Source organism: Xylophilus sp., assembly GCA_009914555.1.
Taxonomy (GTDB): domain Bacteria; phylum Pseudomonadota; class Gammaproteobacteria; order Burkholderiales; family Burkholderiaceae_C; genus WNDY01.
In genome coordinates this window covers 1-15,266 of record WNDY01000052.1, presented here as the reverse complement: position 1 = coordinate 15,266, position 15,266 = coordinate 1, and the positions used below count along the sequence as shown (strand labels likewise).

The 15,266-nt window shown below is 71.2% G+C and carries 15 protein-coding genes, 1 tRNA gene and 2 pseudogenes; 10 read left to right on the top strand and 8 right to left on the bottom strand.

Going from position 1 to position 15,266, the window contains the following annotated elements:
• Positions 1-50: 50 nt before the first annotated feature.
• Entirely contained in the window at positions 51-1,136 is a 1,086-nt protein-coding gene (locus GAK38_RS18665; RefSeq protein WP_325346464.1) for an AbrB family transcriptional regulator, read from the bottom strand.
• A gap of 86 nt (positions 1,137-1,222) precedes the next feature.
• On the opposite strand from GAK38_RS18665, the gene GAK38_RS18660 reads away from it, so the two are divergent.
• Positions 1,223-2,056, top strand: coding sequence for a ChaN family lipoprotein (locus GAK38_RS18660; RefSeq protein WP_325346463.1), 834 nt, complete (start codon positions 1,223-1,225; stop codon positions 2,054-2,056).
• 193 nt (positions 2,057-2,249) lie between these two features.
• On the opposite strand, the gene GAK38_RS18655 is transcribed toward GAK38_RS18660, so the two are convergent.
• On the bottom strand, positions 2,250-4,142 hold the full coding sequence (locus GAK38_RS18655) for a putative bifunctional diguanylate cyclase/phosphodiesterase (protein ID WP_325346462.1): 1,893 nt from the start codon (positions 4,140-4,142) through the stop codon (positions 2,250-2,252).
• 63 nt (positions 4,143-4,205) lie between these two features.
• On the opposite strand from GAK38_RS18655, the gene purU reads away from it, so the two are divergent.
• The 5 genes from purU to GAK38_RS18630 all read left to right on the top strand — a co-directional run bounded on the left by purU (position 4,206) and on the right by GAK38_RS18630 (position 8,719).
• The gene (gene purU / locus GAK38_RS18650; protein WP_325346461.1) at positions 4,206-5,057 is read left to right on the top strand and encodes a formyltetrahydrofolate deformylase; all 852 of its coding nucleotides are present in this window, start codon (positions 4,206-4,208) and stop codon (positions 5,055-5,057) included.
• Between the two features lie 8 nt (positions 5,058-5,065).
• Positions 5,066-5,947 (top strand): LysR substrate-binding domain-containing protein, encoded by an 882-nt coding sequence (locus tag GAK38_RS18645; RefSeq protein WP_325346460.1) that lies wholly within the window; start codon positions 5,066-5,068, stop codon positions 5,945-5,947.
• Positions 5,948-6,029: 82 nt separating this feature from the next.
• Positions 6,030-7,532 (top strand): FAD-linked oxidase C-terminal domain-containing protein, encoded by a 1,503-nt coding sequence (locus GAK38_RS18640; protein WP_325346459.1) that lies wholly within the window; start codon positions 6,030-6,032, stop codon positions 7,530-7,532.
• A 64-nt stretch (positions 7,533-7,596) separates the two neighbouring features.
• A complete protein-coding gene (locus GAK38_RS18635) occupies positions 7,597-7,995 on the top strand; it encodes a CidA/LrgA family protein (RefSeq protein ID WP_325346458.1) in 399 nt (132 codons plus the stop codon).
• Positions 7,988-8,719: an LrgB family protein gene (locus GAK38_RS18630; protein WP_325346457.1), complete on the top strand. Its 732-nt coding sequence runs from the start codon at positions 7,988-7,990 to the stop codon at positions 8,717-8,719. Before GAK38_RS18635 ends, GAK38_RS18630 begins: the two co-directional genes overlap by 8 nt.
• Here GAK38_RS18630 and GAK38_RS18625 read toward each other — a convergent pair.
• Positions 8,700-9,860 (bottom strand): aminotransferase class V-fold PLP-dependent enzyme, encoded by a 1,161-nt coding sequence (locus tag GAK38_RS18625; protein ID WP_325346456.1) that lies wholly within the window; start codon positions 9,858-9,860, stop codon positions 8,700-8,702. The genes GAK38_RS18630 and GAK38_RS18625 overlap by 20 nt on opposite strands.
• Before the next feature lie 51 nt (positions 9,861-9,911).
• Positions 9,912-10,328, bottom strand: a complete 417-nt coding sequence (locus GAK38_RS18620) for an XRE family transcriptional regulator (protein ID WP_325346455.1) — start codon at positions 10,326-10,328, stop codon at positions 9,912-9,914.
• 54 nt (positions 10,329-10,382) lie between these two features.
• Here GAK38_RS18620 and GAK38_RS24005 point away from each other — a divergent pair.
• The 3 genes and pseudogenes from GAK38_RS24005 to GAK38_RS18600 all read left to right on the top strand — a co-directional run bounded on the left by GAK38_RS24005 (position 10,383) and on the right by GAK38_RS18600 (position 13,064).
• A pseudogene (locus GAK38_RS24005) lies at positions 10,383-11,463 on the top strand (diguanylate cyclase domain-containing protein).
• A 19-nt stretch (positions 11,464-11,482) separates the two neighbouring features.
• Positions 11,483-12,547: a YheT family hydrolase gene (locus GAK38_RS18605; protein ID WP_325346452.1), complete on the top strand. Its 1,065-nt coding sequence runs from the start codon at positions 11,483-11,485 to the stop codon at positions 12,545-12,547.
• Positions 12,540-13,064, top strand: coding sequence for a DUF2946 family protein (locus GAK38_RS18600; protein ID WP_325346451.1), 525 nt, complete (start codon positions 12,540-12,542; stop codon positions 13,062-13,064). Before GAK38_RS18605 ends, GAK38_RS18600 begins: the two co-directional genes overlap by 8 nt.
• Before the next feature lie 83 nt (positions 13,065-13,147).
• Here the strand turns inward: GAK38_RS18600 and GAK38_RS18595 are convergent.
• The 4 genes and pseudogenes from GAK38_RS18595 to GAK38_RS18580 form a co-directional block, all read right to left on the bottom strand.
• Positions 13,148-13,726: pseudogene (locus GAK38_RS18595) on the bottom strand (c-type cytochrome); the annotation flags it as partial.
• 200 nt (positions 13,727-13,926) lie between these two features.
• Positions 13,927-14,002: transfer RNA gene (locus GAK38_RS18590), tRNA-Thr, on the bottom strand.
• A gap of 205 nt (positions 14,003-14,207) precedes the next feature.
• Positions 14,208-14,459 (bottom strand): DUF1902 domain-containing protein, encoded by a 252-nt coding sequence (locus tag GAK38_RS18585; protein ID WP_325346450.1) that lies wholly within the window; start codon positions 14,457-14,459, stop codon positions 14,208-14,210.
• A gap of 292 nt (positions 14,460-14,751) precedes the next feature.
• On the bottom strand, positions 14,752-14,943 hold the full coding sequence (locus GAK38_RS18580; RefSeq protein ID WP_325346449.1) for a transcriptional regulator: 192 nt from the start codon (positions 14,941-14,943) through the stop codon (positions 14,752-14,754).
• Between the two features lie 71 nt (positions 14,944-15,014).
• On the opposite strand from GAK38_RS18580, the gene GAK38_RS18575 reads away from it, so the two are divergent.
• Positions 15,015-15,266, top strand: a 252-nt coding sequence (locus GAK38_RS18575; RefSeq protein ID WP_291781585.1) for a transposase, incomplete at its 3' end; no start/stop codon positions are given.

The following is a 15,266-nucleotide window of genomic DNA, read 5'->3' as shown; positions in this document are numbered from 1 at the left end:
TACCCCTCGCCCCCTGCCCCGGTAGCGCGCTCCCTGCGCGGGCCTGGGGCTCATACTCCCTCATTCGCTTCCACCGCCGGCCGGCGGTAGAGCCGCAGGGACAGCGGCTCCACCAGCAGCAGCACGGCGATCAGGCGGCAGACCTGGAAGGCGATCACCACCGGCACGCCGAGCTGCAGCACCTTGGCGGTGATCGACATCTCGGCGATCCCGCCCGGCGACGTGGCCAGCGCCAGCGTGGCCCACGGCAGGCCGGTCAGCCGGGCCAGGGCCCAGGCGAACAGCGCGCTGACCGCCATCAGCCCGGCCGTACCGATGGCCACCGTCACCATCCAGCGCGGCGCGATCCGCACGAAGCCCCACGTGAAGCGCACGCCCAGGCTCACGCCGATCACCAGCTGCGCCGCATTCGACATCCACTGCGGCACGGCCGACAGCGTGGTGCCCGACATGGTCAGCGCCATCGACACCACCATCGCGCCGATGAACCACGGGTTGGCCCGGCCCAGGCGCCGCATCAGCAGCGCGCCCACGCCGGTCAGCGCGATCAGCAGCAGCAGGCCGCCGGCATCCACCACCCGCACCGGCGCAGCCAGCGGCCCCTGGCCGTGCAGGCCGCTCCACTGCAGCGCGAACGGGATCGACACGGTCACCATCAGCACCCGCAGGCTGTGGCTGGCGGCCACCAGGTCGATGCGGGTGCCCTCGCGCTCGGCGATCAGCGTCATCTCCGAGGCGCCGCCGATCGAGCCGGCGAAGAAGCAGGTCGCGCGCATCATCGGCGCCGGCACGCCGTGCATGCGCGGCGCATGCAGCCGGTAGAGCCAGGCGCCAAAGGCGGTGCCGAGCGCCAGCGCCCAGAGCACCGCCAGCACGACGGCCCACCAGAGGCTCGCGACCAGCGCCGTCACCTCGGGCGTGAAATAGCGGCCCAGGGCCGCGCCGATGGCCCACTGCCCGGCGTTGCGCAGCGGCCTGGCGCTCGCCGTGGGCGCTCCGAGCACCGAGGCCAGCGCCGTAGCCAGCAGCGGCCCGAGCATCCACGGCAGCGGCGAACGGACCCGGACACAGAAGCCGGCGGCCGCGAGCGCCAGCGCCAGGGTCGCGGCCACGCGGGCGGGAAGCGGAAGACGCATGGGGAAAAAAGGAACCGGCCGGCACGGCGGCCGCCCCCGCAGGGGGTGGGTTTGTCTCGTGATGATGAGCGGCTAGTATCCCACGCATGCCCCGCTGCCCCCATCCCCTCCTGCGGGCTGCCGCCGCGCTTGCCACGGCCGGCCTGGCGCTGCTGCTGGCCGGCTGCGCCGTGCCGACCGCCGCCACCGATACCGCAGCCCGCCTTGCGGCGCTCGGGTCGGCCTACGACGTGCTGCTGCTCGGCGAGCAGCACGATGCGCCCGACCACCACCGCATCGAGCGCGAAACGGTCCAGGCGCTGGCGGCGCAGGGCCGGCTGGCGGCGCTGGCGCTGGAGATGGCCGAGGAAGGCACGACCACCGTCGCCCTGCCGCGCGCTGCGGACGAAGGCGCCATCCGCGCCGCCCTGCGCTGGAACGACTCCGCCTGGCGCTGGGGCGACTACGGGCCGGCCGTCGTGGCCGCCGTGCGTGCGGGCGTGCCGGTCATCGGCGCCAACCTGCCGCGCGGCGCGCTGCGGCTGGCGATGCAGGACGTCTCGCTCGACGCCCAGCTCGCGCCCGACGCCCTGGCCCGCCAGCAGGACGCCATCCGCGACGGCCACTGCGGCCTGCTGCCGGCCGCGCAGACCGGGCCGATGACGCGGGTGCAGATCGCCCGCGACCGCGCCATGGCCCATGCGCTGGCCGAATCGGTGCGGCCGCCGCGCGTCGCCTTGCTGATCGCTGGCGCCGGCCATGTGGACGCGGCGCTCGGCGTGCCGCAGCACCTGCCGGCGGACCTGCGCATCCGCAGCGTGCAACTGCGCGCCGGCGAAGGCGCCGGCGGCGCTGCCGGCCGCTTCGACGCCGTGTGGACCACGCCGCCCGTGGCGGCGAAGGACTACTGCGCCGAACTGCGCACGGCGCCGAAGCACTGAATACCCCAGGAGTGTATACATTGGAAGCCAGCTCATACAGCCGGCCTCCAGCCTTTACACACCGGTGTATTCCACTGCCATCTGCCTCGGTCCGCTGCGGCATCCACTCCGGAGCGCGCGCCGGACAGGCGGCGCATACCCCGCCCCATGCGTCCCCAGGCCGCTTGCGCCGAGAGCATGGGGGCCCAGCCCCTCACCTCTGCGCAGTGCGCACCAGCGCCTCGAACGCCTGCGCCGGCACCGGCCGGCTGCGCAGGTAGCCCTGGTACGCATCGCAGCCCTTGCCGCGCAGGAACTCCAGCTGCGCGGCGGTCTCCACGCCTTCGGCCAGCACCTGCACGCCCAGGCTGTGGCCCATCGCGATGATGGCCGCGCTGATCGCCGTGTCCTCGGCGCTGCCGGGGACGTCGGCGATGAAGCTGCGGTCGATCTTCAGCACGTCGAGCGGAAAGCGCTTGAGGTACGCGAGCGACGAATACCCGGTGCCGAAATCGTCGATCGCGATGCGCACGCCCAGTTCGCGCAGGCGGCGCAGCAGCCGCAGGCCGTCGTGCTCGCGCGCCATGAGCGCGCCCTCGGTGATCTCCAGCTCCAGCTGCTGTGGCGGAAAGCCGGTCTCGGCCAGCATGCGCGTGGTCCAGCCGGCCACGTCGGTCAGCAGGAACTGCCGCGGCGACACGTTGACCGCGATCGTCAGGGGCGGCAGCCCGGCGGCGCGCCAGCGCTGGCCCTGGCGGCAGGCCTCGGCGATGACCCAGCCGCCGATCTCGCCGATCAGGCCGCTCTCCTCGGCCACCGCGATGAAGCGCGCGGGCGGGACCATCCCTTCCTGCGGATCGTTCCAGCGCAGCAGGGCCTCGGCACCGGTGATGCGCCCGCTGGCCACCTCCACCTGCGGCTGGTAGTGCAGCTCCAGCTGGCCGGCGGCGACGGCGCGGCGCAGCCGCGTCTCCAGCGCCAGGCGCTCGCGCGCGGCGGCCGTCATCTCGTCGGCGTAGTAGCGGTAGAGGCCACGCCCCTCGTGCTTGGCGCGGTAGAGCGCGGCGTCGGCGCCCTGCACCAGCTCCTGCGCGCTGGCGGCCTGCAGCGGGTAGAGGCACACGCCCAGGGCGACGCTGGAGGCCAGCTCCAGCCCGTCGGGCGACTGCCAGGGCTGCGACAGCGCGGCCATGATCGCGGCGATGCGCGGCTCCAGCTCGCCCGTCTGGCGCACCAGCATCGCGAACTCGTCGCCGCCGAAGCGCGCCAGCAGGTCGCCGTGGCGCAGGTGCCGGCCCAGGCTGCGGCCGACGTGGCGCAGCAGCTGGTCGCCCACCGGATGGCCGTAGCTGTCGTTGACGTCCTTGAAGCGGTCCACGTCCAGCAGCAGCACGGCCAGCGCCTGGCCGCTGCCGGCGGCCTCGGCCAGGGCCTGCTCCAGCCGGCGCAGGAACAGCGTGCGGTTGGGCAGGCCGGTCAGCGGGTCGTAGTGGGCCAGGAATTCGAGCCGCGCCTCGGAGTCCTTGCGCTCCGACAGATCGGTGAACAGGCAGACGTACTGCCGCACTTGGCCGTCGGCGTCGCGCACGGCGCTCAGCGACATCATCTCGGGGAAGACCTCGCCGTTCTTGCGGCGGTTCCAGATCTCGCCCTGCCACTGGCCACGCTCGCCGATCTGCTTCCACATCTGCGCGTAGAAGTCCGGGCCGTGGCGGCCGGACTTGAACATGCGGGGGTTCTTGCCCAGCACCTCGTGCTCGGCATAGCCGGTCATGCGCATGAAGGCCGCGTTGACCGACACGATGCTGCCGGCCGCATCCGTCACGACCGCCCCCTCGATGGTGTTGTCGAACACCGTGGCGGCCAGCCGGTCGCGCTCGCCCGCGCTGCGCCGGGCCGCGCCGGCGCGCCGCAGCAGCCGCCAGGCCAGGACGGCCGTGGCCAGCACGTAGGCTGCGCCCTTGAGGCTCTGGAGCTGCTGCTGGAGCGCCGCGTCGCGCACCAGCGCGCGCAGCAGCACATCGCTGCCCAGCACCCAGAACGTGCCGAACGCCAGATAGATCGCAGCGCCCGCCCACGCCCGCCCGTGCCCACCGCCAACCGACAAACCCGCCCTCCTTCGCTCTTCGCGTCCGCCCCGGGAGAGTCCGAACTGCGACAATCGGCCTCCATGACGAAAGCCTACATTCTTACCCTGTCCTGCCCGGACCGGGCTGGCATTGTGCACGCGGTATCAGGCTTTCTGTTCGAGCGCGGCGCCAACATCGAGGACGCCGCGCAGTACAACGACACCGGCACCGGCCTGTTCTTCATGCGGGTCGAATTCGCGAGCGCCCGCCACACGAAGGACGAGCTCGAAGCCGAGATCCGCCAGGTGCTGGCCGAGCCGCTGTCGCTGCGCTGGACGCTGCACGAGCGCGGCGCGCCGGTGCGCACCGTGCTGTTCGTGAGCCGCGAGGGCCATTGCCTCAACGACCTGCTGTTCCGCTGGAAGTCGGGCCTGCTACCGGTGGACATCCGCGCCATCATCAGCAACCACCGCGACTTCTACCAGCTCGCGGCCAGCTACAACGTGCCGTTCCACCACATCGCGGTGACCAAGGACAACAAGGCCCAGGCCGAGGCGCGGCAGTTCGAGATCATCGAGGCCGAAGGCGCCGAGCTGGTGGTGCTGGCGCGCTACATGCAGATCCTCAGCGACGACCTCTGCCGCAGGCTCGCGGGCCGCGCAATCAACATCCACCACAGCTTCCTGCCGAGCTTCAAGGGCGCCAAGCCCTACTACCAGGCGCACGACCGCGGCGTGAAACTCATCGGCGCGACGGCCCACTACGTGACCGCCGACCTCGACGAGGGCCCGATCATCGAGCAGGACGTGGCCCGCGTGGAGCACACCCGCACGGTGGAGGACTTCACCGCCATCGGCCGCGACACCGAGAGCCAGGTGCTCGCGCGCGCCGTGAAGTGGCACAGCGAGCACCGCGTGCTGCAAAACGGCCACAAGACGGTGGTCTTCAAGTAGCGGCTGCGATGAACGGCGGCGCCCCGCGCATCCCGCCGATCCAGTGCCTGCGGACCTTCGAGGCGCTGGCGCGGCTGCGCAGCGTGACGCTGGCGGCCGAGGAACTCTGCGTGACGCCCAGCGCGGTCAGCCACCGCGTGCGCCAGCTGGAGCAGGCAATCGGCGCCAAGCTGTTCGGCCGGGCCGACTTCTCGCTCACCAGCGACGGCAGCGCCTACCTGGCCCATGTGCGCGAGGGGCTGCTGGCGCTCCGGCGCTTTCCCGGCGCGGCGGTGCAGCCGCAGGGCAAGCGCAGACTGCGCGTGGCCGTCACGCCGACCTTCGCGCGCTCGATCCTGCTGCCGCGGCTGCGCCAGTTCACCGATGCCTATCCCGAGATCGACATCACGCTGCAGGTGGCGATCCCGCTGCTCGACGTGATCGCCGAGGACACCGACCTGCTGGTGCGCTTCGGCACCGGCCGCTATGCCGACGTGGAACACGTGCTGCTCGCCCGCGACGTGGTCACGCCACTGGCCTCGGCCGCGTGGCTGCGCGAGCACGGGCCCGTCGAGCGGCCCGAGGACCTGGCCGGCCACGTGCTGCTGCGCAGCCCGCTGGAGCCCTGGCGCACCTGGTTCGCAGCGAACGGCCTCGACTGGCCCGAGCCGTCGGAAGGCTCGCAGTTCAACGACGTCGGTCTGGTCTGCGACGGCGCCGCGGCCGGCATGGGCATCGGCCTGGTGCGGCTGCGCCTGGGCGCGCCCTGGCTCGACACCGGCGCGCTGGTGCGCCTGTTCGACCATGACGTACCGAGCCCGCATGCGCACTACCTCTGCTGGCGCACCGGCACGATGGAGCGCTGGGAATGCGCGGCGTTCGCCGAATGGCTGCGCCGGGTGCTCGGCTGATCCAGGCTCAAGCGGCGCTGCACGATTCTTCAGCCCGCCGCCCCGCCGCTTGCCGTAGAGTGCCCGGACAACGGAGGCCCCCATGAACGCACCCACCCGCCCCGACGAAGCCGACCGCCTGCTGCGCGCCGAGCGCCAGGCCCAGGTCGTGCAGGCGCTGTTGCGGCTTCTGCCCGCGCATGCCCTGCTCTGGACCGCGGAAGACACCACGCCCTACGAATGCGACGGCCTCACCGCCTATCGCCAGCGGCCGCTCGCCGTGGCGTTGCCCGAGACCTACGAGCAGGTGCAGGCCGTGCTGCGCGCCTGCCATGCGCTGGCCGTGCCGGTGGTGGCGCGCGGCGCGGGCACGGGCCTCTCGGGCGGGGCGATGCCGCATGCGCTCGGCGTGACGCTGTCGCTCGCCCGGTTCAACCGCATCCTGCGCATCGACCCCGCGAGCCGCACGGCCGTGGTGCAGTGCGGCGTGCGCAACCTCGCGATCAGCGAGGCCGCCGCGCCCTACGGCCTCTACTACGCGCCCGACCCGTCGAGCCAGATCGCCTGCACCATCGGCGGCAACGTGGCCGAGAACTCGGGCGGCGTGCACTGCCTGAAGTACGGCCTGACGGTGCACAACGTGCTCAAGGTGCGCGGCTTCACCGTCGACGGCGAGCCGGTCGAGTTCGGCTCCGACGCGCTCGACGCCGCGGGCTACGATCTGCTCGCGGTGCTGGTCGGCAGCGAGGGCATGCTCGCGGTGACGACCGAGGTCACCGTGCGGCTGATCCCGAAGCCTCAGCTCGCGCGCTGCATCATGGCCAGCTTCGGCGACGTGCGACAGGCCGGCGACGCGGTGGCCGCGGTGATCGCCGCGGGCATCCTTCCCGCGGGCCTCGAAATGATGGACAAGCCGATGACCGCCGCGGTCGAGGACTTCGTCCACGCCGGCTACGACCTCACCGCCGAAGCCATCCTGCTCTGCGAGAGCGACGGCACGCCCGAGGAGGTCGAGGAAGAGATCGGCCGCATGAGCGAGGTGCTGCGCGAAGCCGGCGCCACCGCGATCGCGGTTAGCCGCGACGAGGCCGAGCGGCTGCGCTTCTGGAGCGGGCGCAAGAACGCCTTCCCGGCGTCGGGCCGCATCAGCCCCGACTACATGTGCATGGACTCGACCATTCCGAGGAAACGCCTGGCCGACATCCTGCTCGCGATCCAGCAGATGGAGAAGAAGTACGGCCTGCGCTGCGCCAACGTGTTCCACGCGGGCGACGGCAACCTGCATCCGCTGATCCTGTTCGATGCGAACGACCCCGACCAGCTGCGCCGCTGCGAACGGTTCGGCGCCGACATCCTGGAGACCAGCGTCGCCATGGGCGGCACCGTGACCGGCGAGCACGGCGTGGGCGTGGAGAAGCTCAATTCGATGTGCGTGCAGTTCACGCCCGAGGAGCGCGAGCAGATGTTCGGCGTCAAGCGCGCGTTCGACGCGCACAGCCTGCTGAACCCCGGCAAGGTGATACCGACGCTGCACCGCTGCGCCGAATACGGCCGGCAGGTGGTGCGCGGCGGCCAGCTGCCGCATCCGGAGTTGCCACGGTTCTAATACTGGAGGGAGGTAGTACCATCCAGCGCTTACCCAGCAACCGCTTCAGGTCTATACTCCAGCCATGATCCGACACCAACCGGCCGCCCCGCCGCCCGTCGCCGCGCTGCGCGGCATCGCCTGGCTGCTGCTGTTCCAGACCGTCGGCGAGGTCTTCTCGCGCGCGCTCGGCCTGCCGGTGCCGGGGCCGGTGGTCGGCATGGTGCTGCTGTTCGCCGGCCTCTTCGTGCCGGCGGTGCGCTCGGCGGTCGCCGGCGCGGCGGACTTCCTGCTCGCGCACCTGTCGCTGCTGTTCGTGCCGGTCGGCGTGGGCGTGATGACGCACCTGGCGCTGCTGTCGCAGTACGGGCTGCGGCTGCTCGCGGTGATCGTGCTGTCGACCTGGGCCGGCCTTGCGACCACGGCGCTGGTGCTGCATGCGCTGCGCGACCGCGCCGCGCAAGGAGAGCCGCCGCGTGCCTGACTTCGTGCAGCTCTGGGTCTACCTGTCGGCCTCGCCGCTGTTCGGGCTGACGGCCACCGTCGTGGTGTATGCCTGCGCGCAGGCCGTCTACGCGCGCTGCGGCCATGCGCCCTGGGCCAACCCGGTGCTCTGGAGCGTGATCGTGCTGGCGCTCGCGCTGCTGGCCGCACGCGTGCCCTATCCCACCTATTTCGCCGGCGCGCAGTTCATCCACTTCCTGCTCGGGCCGGCCGTGGTCGCGCTCGGCTGGCCGATGTGGCAGCGCCGCGGCGCGCTGCGGGCGCGCTGGGGCCGGCTGCTGGCGGCGGCGCTCGCGGGCGGCGCGGTCGCGGCCGGCAGCGCCGTCGCGCTGGCCTGGGCGCTCGGGCTGCCGCGCGAGGTGCTGCTGTCGCTCGCGCCCAAGTCGGTCACCGCGCCGGTGGCTATGGGCGTGGCCGAGGCGATCGGCGGCGTGCCGGCGCTCGCCGCGGTGTTCGCGGTGCTGACCGGGCTGGTCGGCGCGCTGTCGGGCAAGTACCTGTTCGACCTGCTGCGCATTCCGCGCACGCCCGCGGGCTGGCAGGCGCGCGGCTTCGCGCTCGGCACGGCCGCGCACGGCATCAGCGCGGCCCGCGCGCTGCAGGTCGAGCCGGAAGCCGGCGCCTATGCCGGCGTGGCGCTAGGCCTGCAGGTGGTGCTGGCCGCCGTGCTGCTGCCGCGCGCGTTCAGACTGCTGTCGCCGTAGCGGCCGCCGCACTGCCGATGCGGTCGAGTGCGTCGGCCAGGTGCGCGACGCTGCGGTCCGGGTCGTGCCACTTGTCGAGGCCGAAGCGGCCGATGCGGAAGGTCTGGAAGTCCGGACCTTCGTCGCACTGCAAGGGCACGCCCGAGGCCGTCTGCAGACCGACGGCGGCGAACTTGGCGCCGCTCTGGATGCCCGGGTCGCTCGTGTAGCTCACCACCACGCCCGGCGCCTCGAAGCCCCGGGCCGCCACGCTCGCGAAGCCGCGCGACGCCAGCAGCGCGCGCACCTTGGCGCCGAGCGCGAACTGCTCGTCGCGCACGCGGGCGAAGCCGTATTCGCGCGTCTCCTGCATCGTGTCGCGCAGGCGCAGCAGCGCGTCGGTCGGCAGCGTGGTGTGGTAGGCATGGCGGCCCTCCACGTAGCCCTCGGCGATCTGCATCCACTTCTTCAGGTCGCAGGCGAAGCTGGTGCTCGTCGTCGCGTCGATCGCCTCGCGTGCGCGCTCGCCGAGCATCACCATCGCGCAGCACGGCGAGCTGCTCCAGCCCTTCTGCGGCGCGCTGATGAGGATGTCCACGCCGGTCGCCTCCATGTCGACCCAGACCGCGCCCGAGGCGATGCAGTCGAGCACGAACAGCGCGCCCACCCCGCGCGCGGCGGCCGAGACGGTACGCAGGTAGTCGTCGGGCAGCAGGATGCCGCTGGCCGTCTCCACGTGCGGCGCGAACACGAGCTGCGGCCGCTCGCGCCGGATCGCCTCGGCCACCTCGTCGGCCGGCGCCGGTGCCCACGGAGCCTGCGGGCCCTCGCCCACGCGGCGCGCCTTGCAGACCACGGCGCTGCCGCCGCCGAGCGCGCCGGCATCGAAGATCTGGCTCCAGCGGTAGCTGAACCAGCCGTTGCGCACGATCAGCACCTTGGCGCCGTGGGCGAACTGGCGGGCCACGGCCTTCATGCCGAAGGTGCCGCTGCCGGGGATGAGCACGGCGGTGCGCGCGTGGTAGACCTCGCGCAGCATGCCGAGAATGTCCTGCGCCGCGGCGACGAAGCGGCGCGACATGTGGTTCAGGGCGCGGTCGGTGTAGACAACCGAGAATTCGAGCAGGCCGTCGGGATCGACGTCGGGCAGCAGGCCGGGCATGGGTTGCGCTCCAGGAATCGGGAAAGACGCGATGGTGCCACGCCGCCCCGGTCAGACCGCTTCTTTCGCCAGCGGGCCGGGCGCCTTGGCCATCGCGAGGATCACCTCGCGCACCACGCGGCGCTGCGGCACCGGCAGGCGCAGGTAGGTCTCGAACAGTTCCCGGTCCTGGTAGCCGAGCCCCGCGTTCCAGGGGGCCGGGGCACGCTCGCCGACGCGGTGCCTGCCGTCGCCGCCATAGGCGAGGTCCTGCACCGGTATCTGGAGCCATTGGGACAGCGTGAGCAGCTTGCGATGGTCCGGCACCGTCTCGCCGCGCAGCCAGCGGCGCACGCCGTGCAGCGTCATCGGCTTGCCCCAGTGGCGGATATTGAACTCGCGTTCGAGCACCGCCGGGCGGGGCTCGTATCCGGCCGCTTCCATCGCCGCACGTAACTTCTGCGCAAACTGCTGCTTCTGATCCTGCATGCGCACACGCTAGGGAGAACGGCTGCCACTTGCGTAACTACAACCCATAGTCACATGGCGAACTTGCGGCAGAATCCACCTGCACTACACCGCAGGCATGGCGAGCACGCGGCCCGCGCAACGAACCAATCCCGCCGCCGCACCATGCAAGCCGCACCGAACCTCCATGACACCGCCACCCTGCATCCTCTGCGGTCCGAACCGCCGGCCGCCGCGAACGGCGCGCTGGCGGGCGCAGTACTCGATTGCGTTCCCGATGGCATCGTGGCGATGGACCGCAGCGGCCGCATCCGGCTGGTCAACCACGCGCTGGCCGCCATCGCCGGCTACCCGCCCGGCGAACTGGTCGGGCAGTCCGTGGCCGTGCTGATGCCGGCGGCCCTCCAGGCGCGCCTGGACGCCCTGCTGGAGCGCCAGTTCCGCCCCCGGGAAGGCCCTGTCGCCCCGGGCCGGCCCCGCCGCATCCGGCTGCAGCACCGCGACGGGCACGCATTGCACATGGACCTGACCCTGGGATGCAGCGCGGACGACGGCGGCCTGCTGGTCGCCGTGGTGCGCGATGCCGCACGGGCGCGCCAGCGCGAGGAGACGATGCGGCGCCAGGCCCTGCACGATCCGCTCACCGGCCTGCTCAACCGCCGCGGCCTGGACCTGCAGCTCGTGCGCAGCCTGGCGCCGTCCGCCCGCCGCGCGCCGATGGCCCTGTTCGTGCTCGACCTCGACGGATTCAAGACCATCAACGACCGCCTGGGGCATGCCGCCGGCGACGAGGCCCTGCGCGAAGCGGCCCGCCGGCTGCGCCGTGCGCTGCGCGCGCGACACGCTGGCGCGCATGGGCGGGGACGAGTTCACGATCGTGCTGCCGGGCATCCGCACCCCGGCCGAGTCCGTCCGCCGCGCCGAGGCGCTGCTGGCGGCGCTGTCCGGCCCCTGGTCGGTCGCGGGCCGGCCGGTGCGGCTGCGCGCGAGCATCGGCATCGCGTTGAGCCCGGACCACGGCGACGAGGCCGAAGCGCTCATGCGCTGCGCCGATATCGCCATGTACGAGGCCAAGCGCCGCGGGCGCGGCCGCTGCGCACTCTACGCCGCGCCCGGCGATGCCGAGACGCCGGCCGAAGCGGGCGCCGCCGGGTAGCATGGGGCCTGGACGCCCCATGCACCGATCCGCACCTGCCCCCTTCTCCTTCACACCGCCACGCTGGCTGCCCGGCGGCAACCTGCAGACGATCTGGCCGGCGCTGTTCGGCCGGCGCGGCACCGGTGCCGCGCCCGCCTACCGGCGCGAGCGCTGGACCACGCCCGACGGCGACTTCGTGGATGTCGACTTCCTGCGGCGGCACGGCGCTGCCGCCGCGCCGGCAGACGGCGCACCCCTCTTGGTGCTGTTCCACGGCCTCGAAGGCTCGTCGCGCAGCCACTATGCCGAGGCCTTCGCCGGCTTCGCGCAGGCGCAGGGCTGGGCCTTCGCGGTGCCGCACTTCCGCGGCTGCAGCGGCGAGATCAACCTGGCGCCGCGCGCCTACCACTCGGGCGATTTCGAGGAGATCGGCTGGCTGCTCGCGCGGCTGGCCGCGCCGCGCCGCGGACCGGTGCTGGCCGTGGGCGTTTCGCTGGGCGGCAATGCGCTGCTGCGCTGGGCCGGCGAGGCGGGCGACAGCGCGGCACGGCTGGTCGATGCGGTCGCGGCCGTGTCCTCGCCGCTGGACCTGGCCGCCGGCGGCCGGGCCATCGGCACCGGCTTCAACCGGCAGGTCTACACCCGCATGTTCCTGCGCACGATGAAGCCCAAGGCGCTGGCCAAGCTGGCCCAGCACCCCGGGCTGTTCGACCGCGCAGCCCTGCTCGCCGCCCGCGACCTGCATGCGTTCGACGACGTGTTCACCGCGCCGCTGCACGGGTTCCGCGGCGTGGAGGACTACTGGGCCCGCGCCTCGGCCCGGCCGCACCTGGCCCGCATCCGCGTGCCGGCGCTGGCCCTCAACGCGCGCCACGATCCCTTCGTGCCGGCCGCGAGCCTGCCGGCGCCGGCCGAGGTCGGCCGCTTCGTCACGCTGTGGCAGCCAGCGCACGGCGGCCATGTCGGATTTCTGGAGGGCGGCTGGCCCGGCCACGTGCGGGCCATGCCGGAGGCGGTTGGCCGGTCGCTGGCCGCGCAGGCCGGTATCACCACGACACGGCCCGCCGCGGTGCCTGCTGCAGAATCGGACCACCATGGATGACATCGTCCGCCAGGCCATCGCCAAGTGGCCCCACGTTCCCGACTGCTACGGCTGGCTGGGCCTCGACGCGCGCGGCCGCTGGTACATGCGCGACGACGCGGTGCAGGCCCGGGGACCGTTCCCGCAGGCCCGCGGCTCACCGCTGCAGCACGACAAGCTGATCGGCTTCATCCACCGCAACTACGAGGCCGACGAACAGGGCCGCTGGTTCTTCCAGAACGGGCCGCAGCGGGTGTATGTGGAACTCGAAGCCACGCCCCTGGTATGGCGCATCGAGCGGGGCTTCATTTTGCAGGCCCACACCGGCCTGCAGGCCACAGCCACCGGCAGCCTGGTGGACGGTGAAGGCCGACTCTACCTGGCGAGCGACGCCGGCCTGGGCATCGTCCACACGCAGGACATGGTGCTGGCGGCGGAAGCGGTGGAGAACGGCCTGTGGAAGCCCGAGGAAGTCGATGCCGGGGACCTGCCGCGGCGCTTCGGCTTCGTGCGCAGCCCGGCGGGCCGGGCGCGCTGAGGCGCCCTCTTTCCGAGCCGCCTGGAAAAGGCCGCTCGCGCGGGCCCGGCTTTTCGTCGAGCGCTGTACGGGCCCTACTACTTGGCTGCCGGCGCGGCGGGAGCCGCAGCAGCGGTCGGAGCGGGAGCGCCGCCTTCCGCCGGCACACCGCCGGCCGGTGCAGGGCGCTGCGGTTCGGGGAAGTTCGCACCTGCCGCATTGGCCATGTAGACCACGCCGCGGGCGAGTTCGGTATCGTCGAATTCGCCGCCACCCTGCGGTGCCATCGCGCCCTTGCCGGTCAGGGCCGAATGCACCAGCGCTTCGAGGCCGGTCTTGATGCGCGGCGCCCAGGCAGCGGCGTCCTGGAACTTGGGCGCGCCGGCCGCACCGGTGGCATGGCAGGCCGAGCACTGGGCCTTGAACACTTCCTCGCCTGCGCGCAACGGGCGGTTGGCATCGCGCACCTCGACCGTGCCCACTTTCTGGATGCGCTCGGCAACGGCTTTTTCGAGATTGATGGCGCCGGCGGCCGGCTTGTTGGCCGAGGTCACATAGGTCGCCAGCCCGATGATGAGGAACACCGGCACCACGAAGGCGAAGAAGACGGTGAGCAGAAGCTGCTTGGGGTTCTTGATCGGTCCGGTGTGGGCTTCTTCGGCGTGAACAAGGCTTTCGCTCATGGAATCCTCGGCGTCTCGGGGGCTTTTGATGTGTACGAACCTCAACGATTATAGGCAGCGCCCTCCCTGCGACAGCCCCGGTCTGCCACGCAAGGGGAAACCCTTGCGCACGTATGACTTTTCCTTGCGCAGCATCAACGGATGGAATGGGAGACCGCATGAAAAAAGCCCTGAACCGCAAGGTCCAGGGCTTTCCTGTCTGGTGCCGGAGAGATGAATCGAACACCCGACCTTCTCATTACGAATGAGCTGCTCTACCGACTGAGCTACACCGGCTTCGAACGAAACCTTCGTTTCGTCGGAGCCCTCAATTGTAGCGGGAAATTGCGAGCTCTTTCAAACAAGGCGCCAATTCATGCGGCGCCGCAGGCAAGGGGTGGTAGGCCGTATTGGACTTGAACCAATGACCAAAGGATTATGAGTCAATCCGAATAGCCGTCTTTAACCGTCATTGCCCGTCAGATCAACAACTTAGCCGGCATTAACCGTCATTGAACCGTCGTCTCGGTCGGAAGTCTGTCGGAGGTGCAGGCTCATCACATGAGCAGGCCAGCACGAAACGGACAGAAGGCAAGGCGTCAATACCGTTGGCAACAAGCAGTTCCGGAACCAGTTCCTTCAGCTTAATGCGCAAATCGGAAATCGCGGGAGCCTCCGCCACGAGACCAGGCACGTCTGAGTCGGTCACGGTCCAAACCTGCGCCTCGCTGTCCCAAGCTGCCTCAACCTTCATCGTGCCTCCCTCACCAATGCCTCCGGCGGCCCTGCCGGGGGCCGTTCGCCACGTGGCAGCACCGGGGGCTGCTTCACGGCCTTCGGCCTACAACCCCCGGCGCAGCCGGGAGCGTGATGGGCTTGCGCTGGCGTCAAGGGCTTTCGCGGCATAAACGGGGCCCCGTCGCTTCGCTCGACCCCATTTATTCCACGGGTCCCTTGACACCATCACAAGCCGACCGCTGCCCCAGAAGTGTCCCACGCGGAAAAGTCCGCCCAGCTTGTATAGGGGCGGGCGAATCGGCCTGATCTCATGTCATGTCGAATGACCTGAAGTCACATGGCATGAACGCCACTGCGACGCGGCGCAAGCACAGCCGCAGTTCTTCAGCATCGCCATCAGCCAGTACAGCGGCAACGTAACCAGCCGCGTACTCAGGGTCAAGACGCAGTTCTTCGATCACCGCCTCTTCGTGCGGGCGCGATGCAGGAGTGCCGCTCATGGATATCTGATCTTGCCCCCGTTTCACGGACACCCCTATAAGCGATTAACTATCGCAATAGGAGGTGGACGATGACCAAGAGCAAGGCAGGCAGAAAGGGGCAGGAGTTCAGCCTGGAGTTCAGGCAGCAGGCACTGTTGCGAGCGGCCACAGAAGGGGTAACCACGGTGGCTCGTGATCTGGGGTTGCAGCCTGCCCAGCTGTACAGTTGGCGCGCCCAGGCGCGGCGGCACGACCAGGACGATCAGGCACAACGCTTGGAGTTGGCCGAACATGCACGGCTCAAACGTGAAGTGGCGCGGCTGGAGGAGGAGAACGCTTTC

Excerpts from the sequence above, each read along its gene's own strand:
- GAK38_RS18665 (WP_325346464.1), bottom strand. The coding sequence starts at position 1,136 with ATGCGTCTTCCGCTTCCCGCCCGCGTGGCCGCGACCCTGGCGCTGGCG.
- GAK38_RS18660 (WP_325346463.1), top strand. The coding sequence starts at position 1,223 with ATGCCCCGCTGCCCCCATCCCCTCCTGCGGGCTGCCGCCGCGCTTGCC.
- purU (WP_325346461.1), top strand. The coding sequence starts at position 4,206 with ATGACGAAAGCCTACATTCTTACCCTGTCCTGCCCGGACCGGGCTGGC.
- GAK38_RS18645 (WP_325346460.1), top strand. The coding sequence starts at position 5,066 with ATGAACGGCGGCGCCCCGCGCATCCCGCCGATCCAGTGCCTGCGGACC.
- GAK38_RS18640 (WP_325346459.1), top strand. The coding sequence starts at position 6,030 with ATGAACGCACCCACCCGCCCCGACGAAGCCGACCGCCTGCTGCGCGCC.
- GAK38_RS18635 (WP_325346458.1), top strand. The coding sequence starts at position 7,597 with ATGATCCGACACCAACCGGCCGCCCCGCCGCCCGTCGCCGCGCTGCGC.
- GAK38_RS18625 (WP_325346456.1), bottom strand. The coding sequence starts at position 9,860 with ATGCCCGGCCTGCTGCCCGACGTCGATCCCGACGGCCTGCTCGAATTC.
- GAK38_RS18620 (WP_325346455.1), bottom strand. The coding sequence starts at position 10,328 with ATGCAGGATCAGAAGCAGCAGTTTGCGCAGAAGTTACGTGCGGCGATG.
- GAK38_RS18605 (WP_325346452.1), top strand. The coding sequence starts at position 11,483 with ATGCACCGATCCGCACCTGCCCCCTTCTCCTTCACACCGCCACGCTGG.
- GAK38_RS18600 (WP_325346451.1), top strand. The coding sequence starts at position 12,540 with ATGGATGACATCGTCCGCCAGGCCATCGCCAAGTGGCCCCACGTTCCC.
- GAK38_RS18585 (WP_325346450.1), bottom strand. The coding sequence starts at position 14,459 with ATGAAGGTTGAGGCAGCTTGGGACAGCGAGGCGCAGGTTTGGACCGTG.
- GAK38_RS18580 (WP_325346449.1), bottom strand. The coding sequence starts at position 14,943 with ATGAGCGGCACTCCTGCATCGCGCCCGCACGAAGAGGCGGTGATCGAA.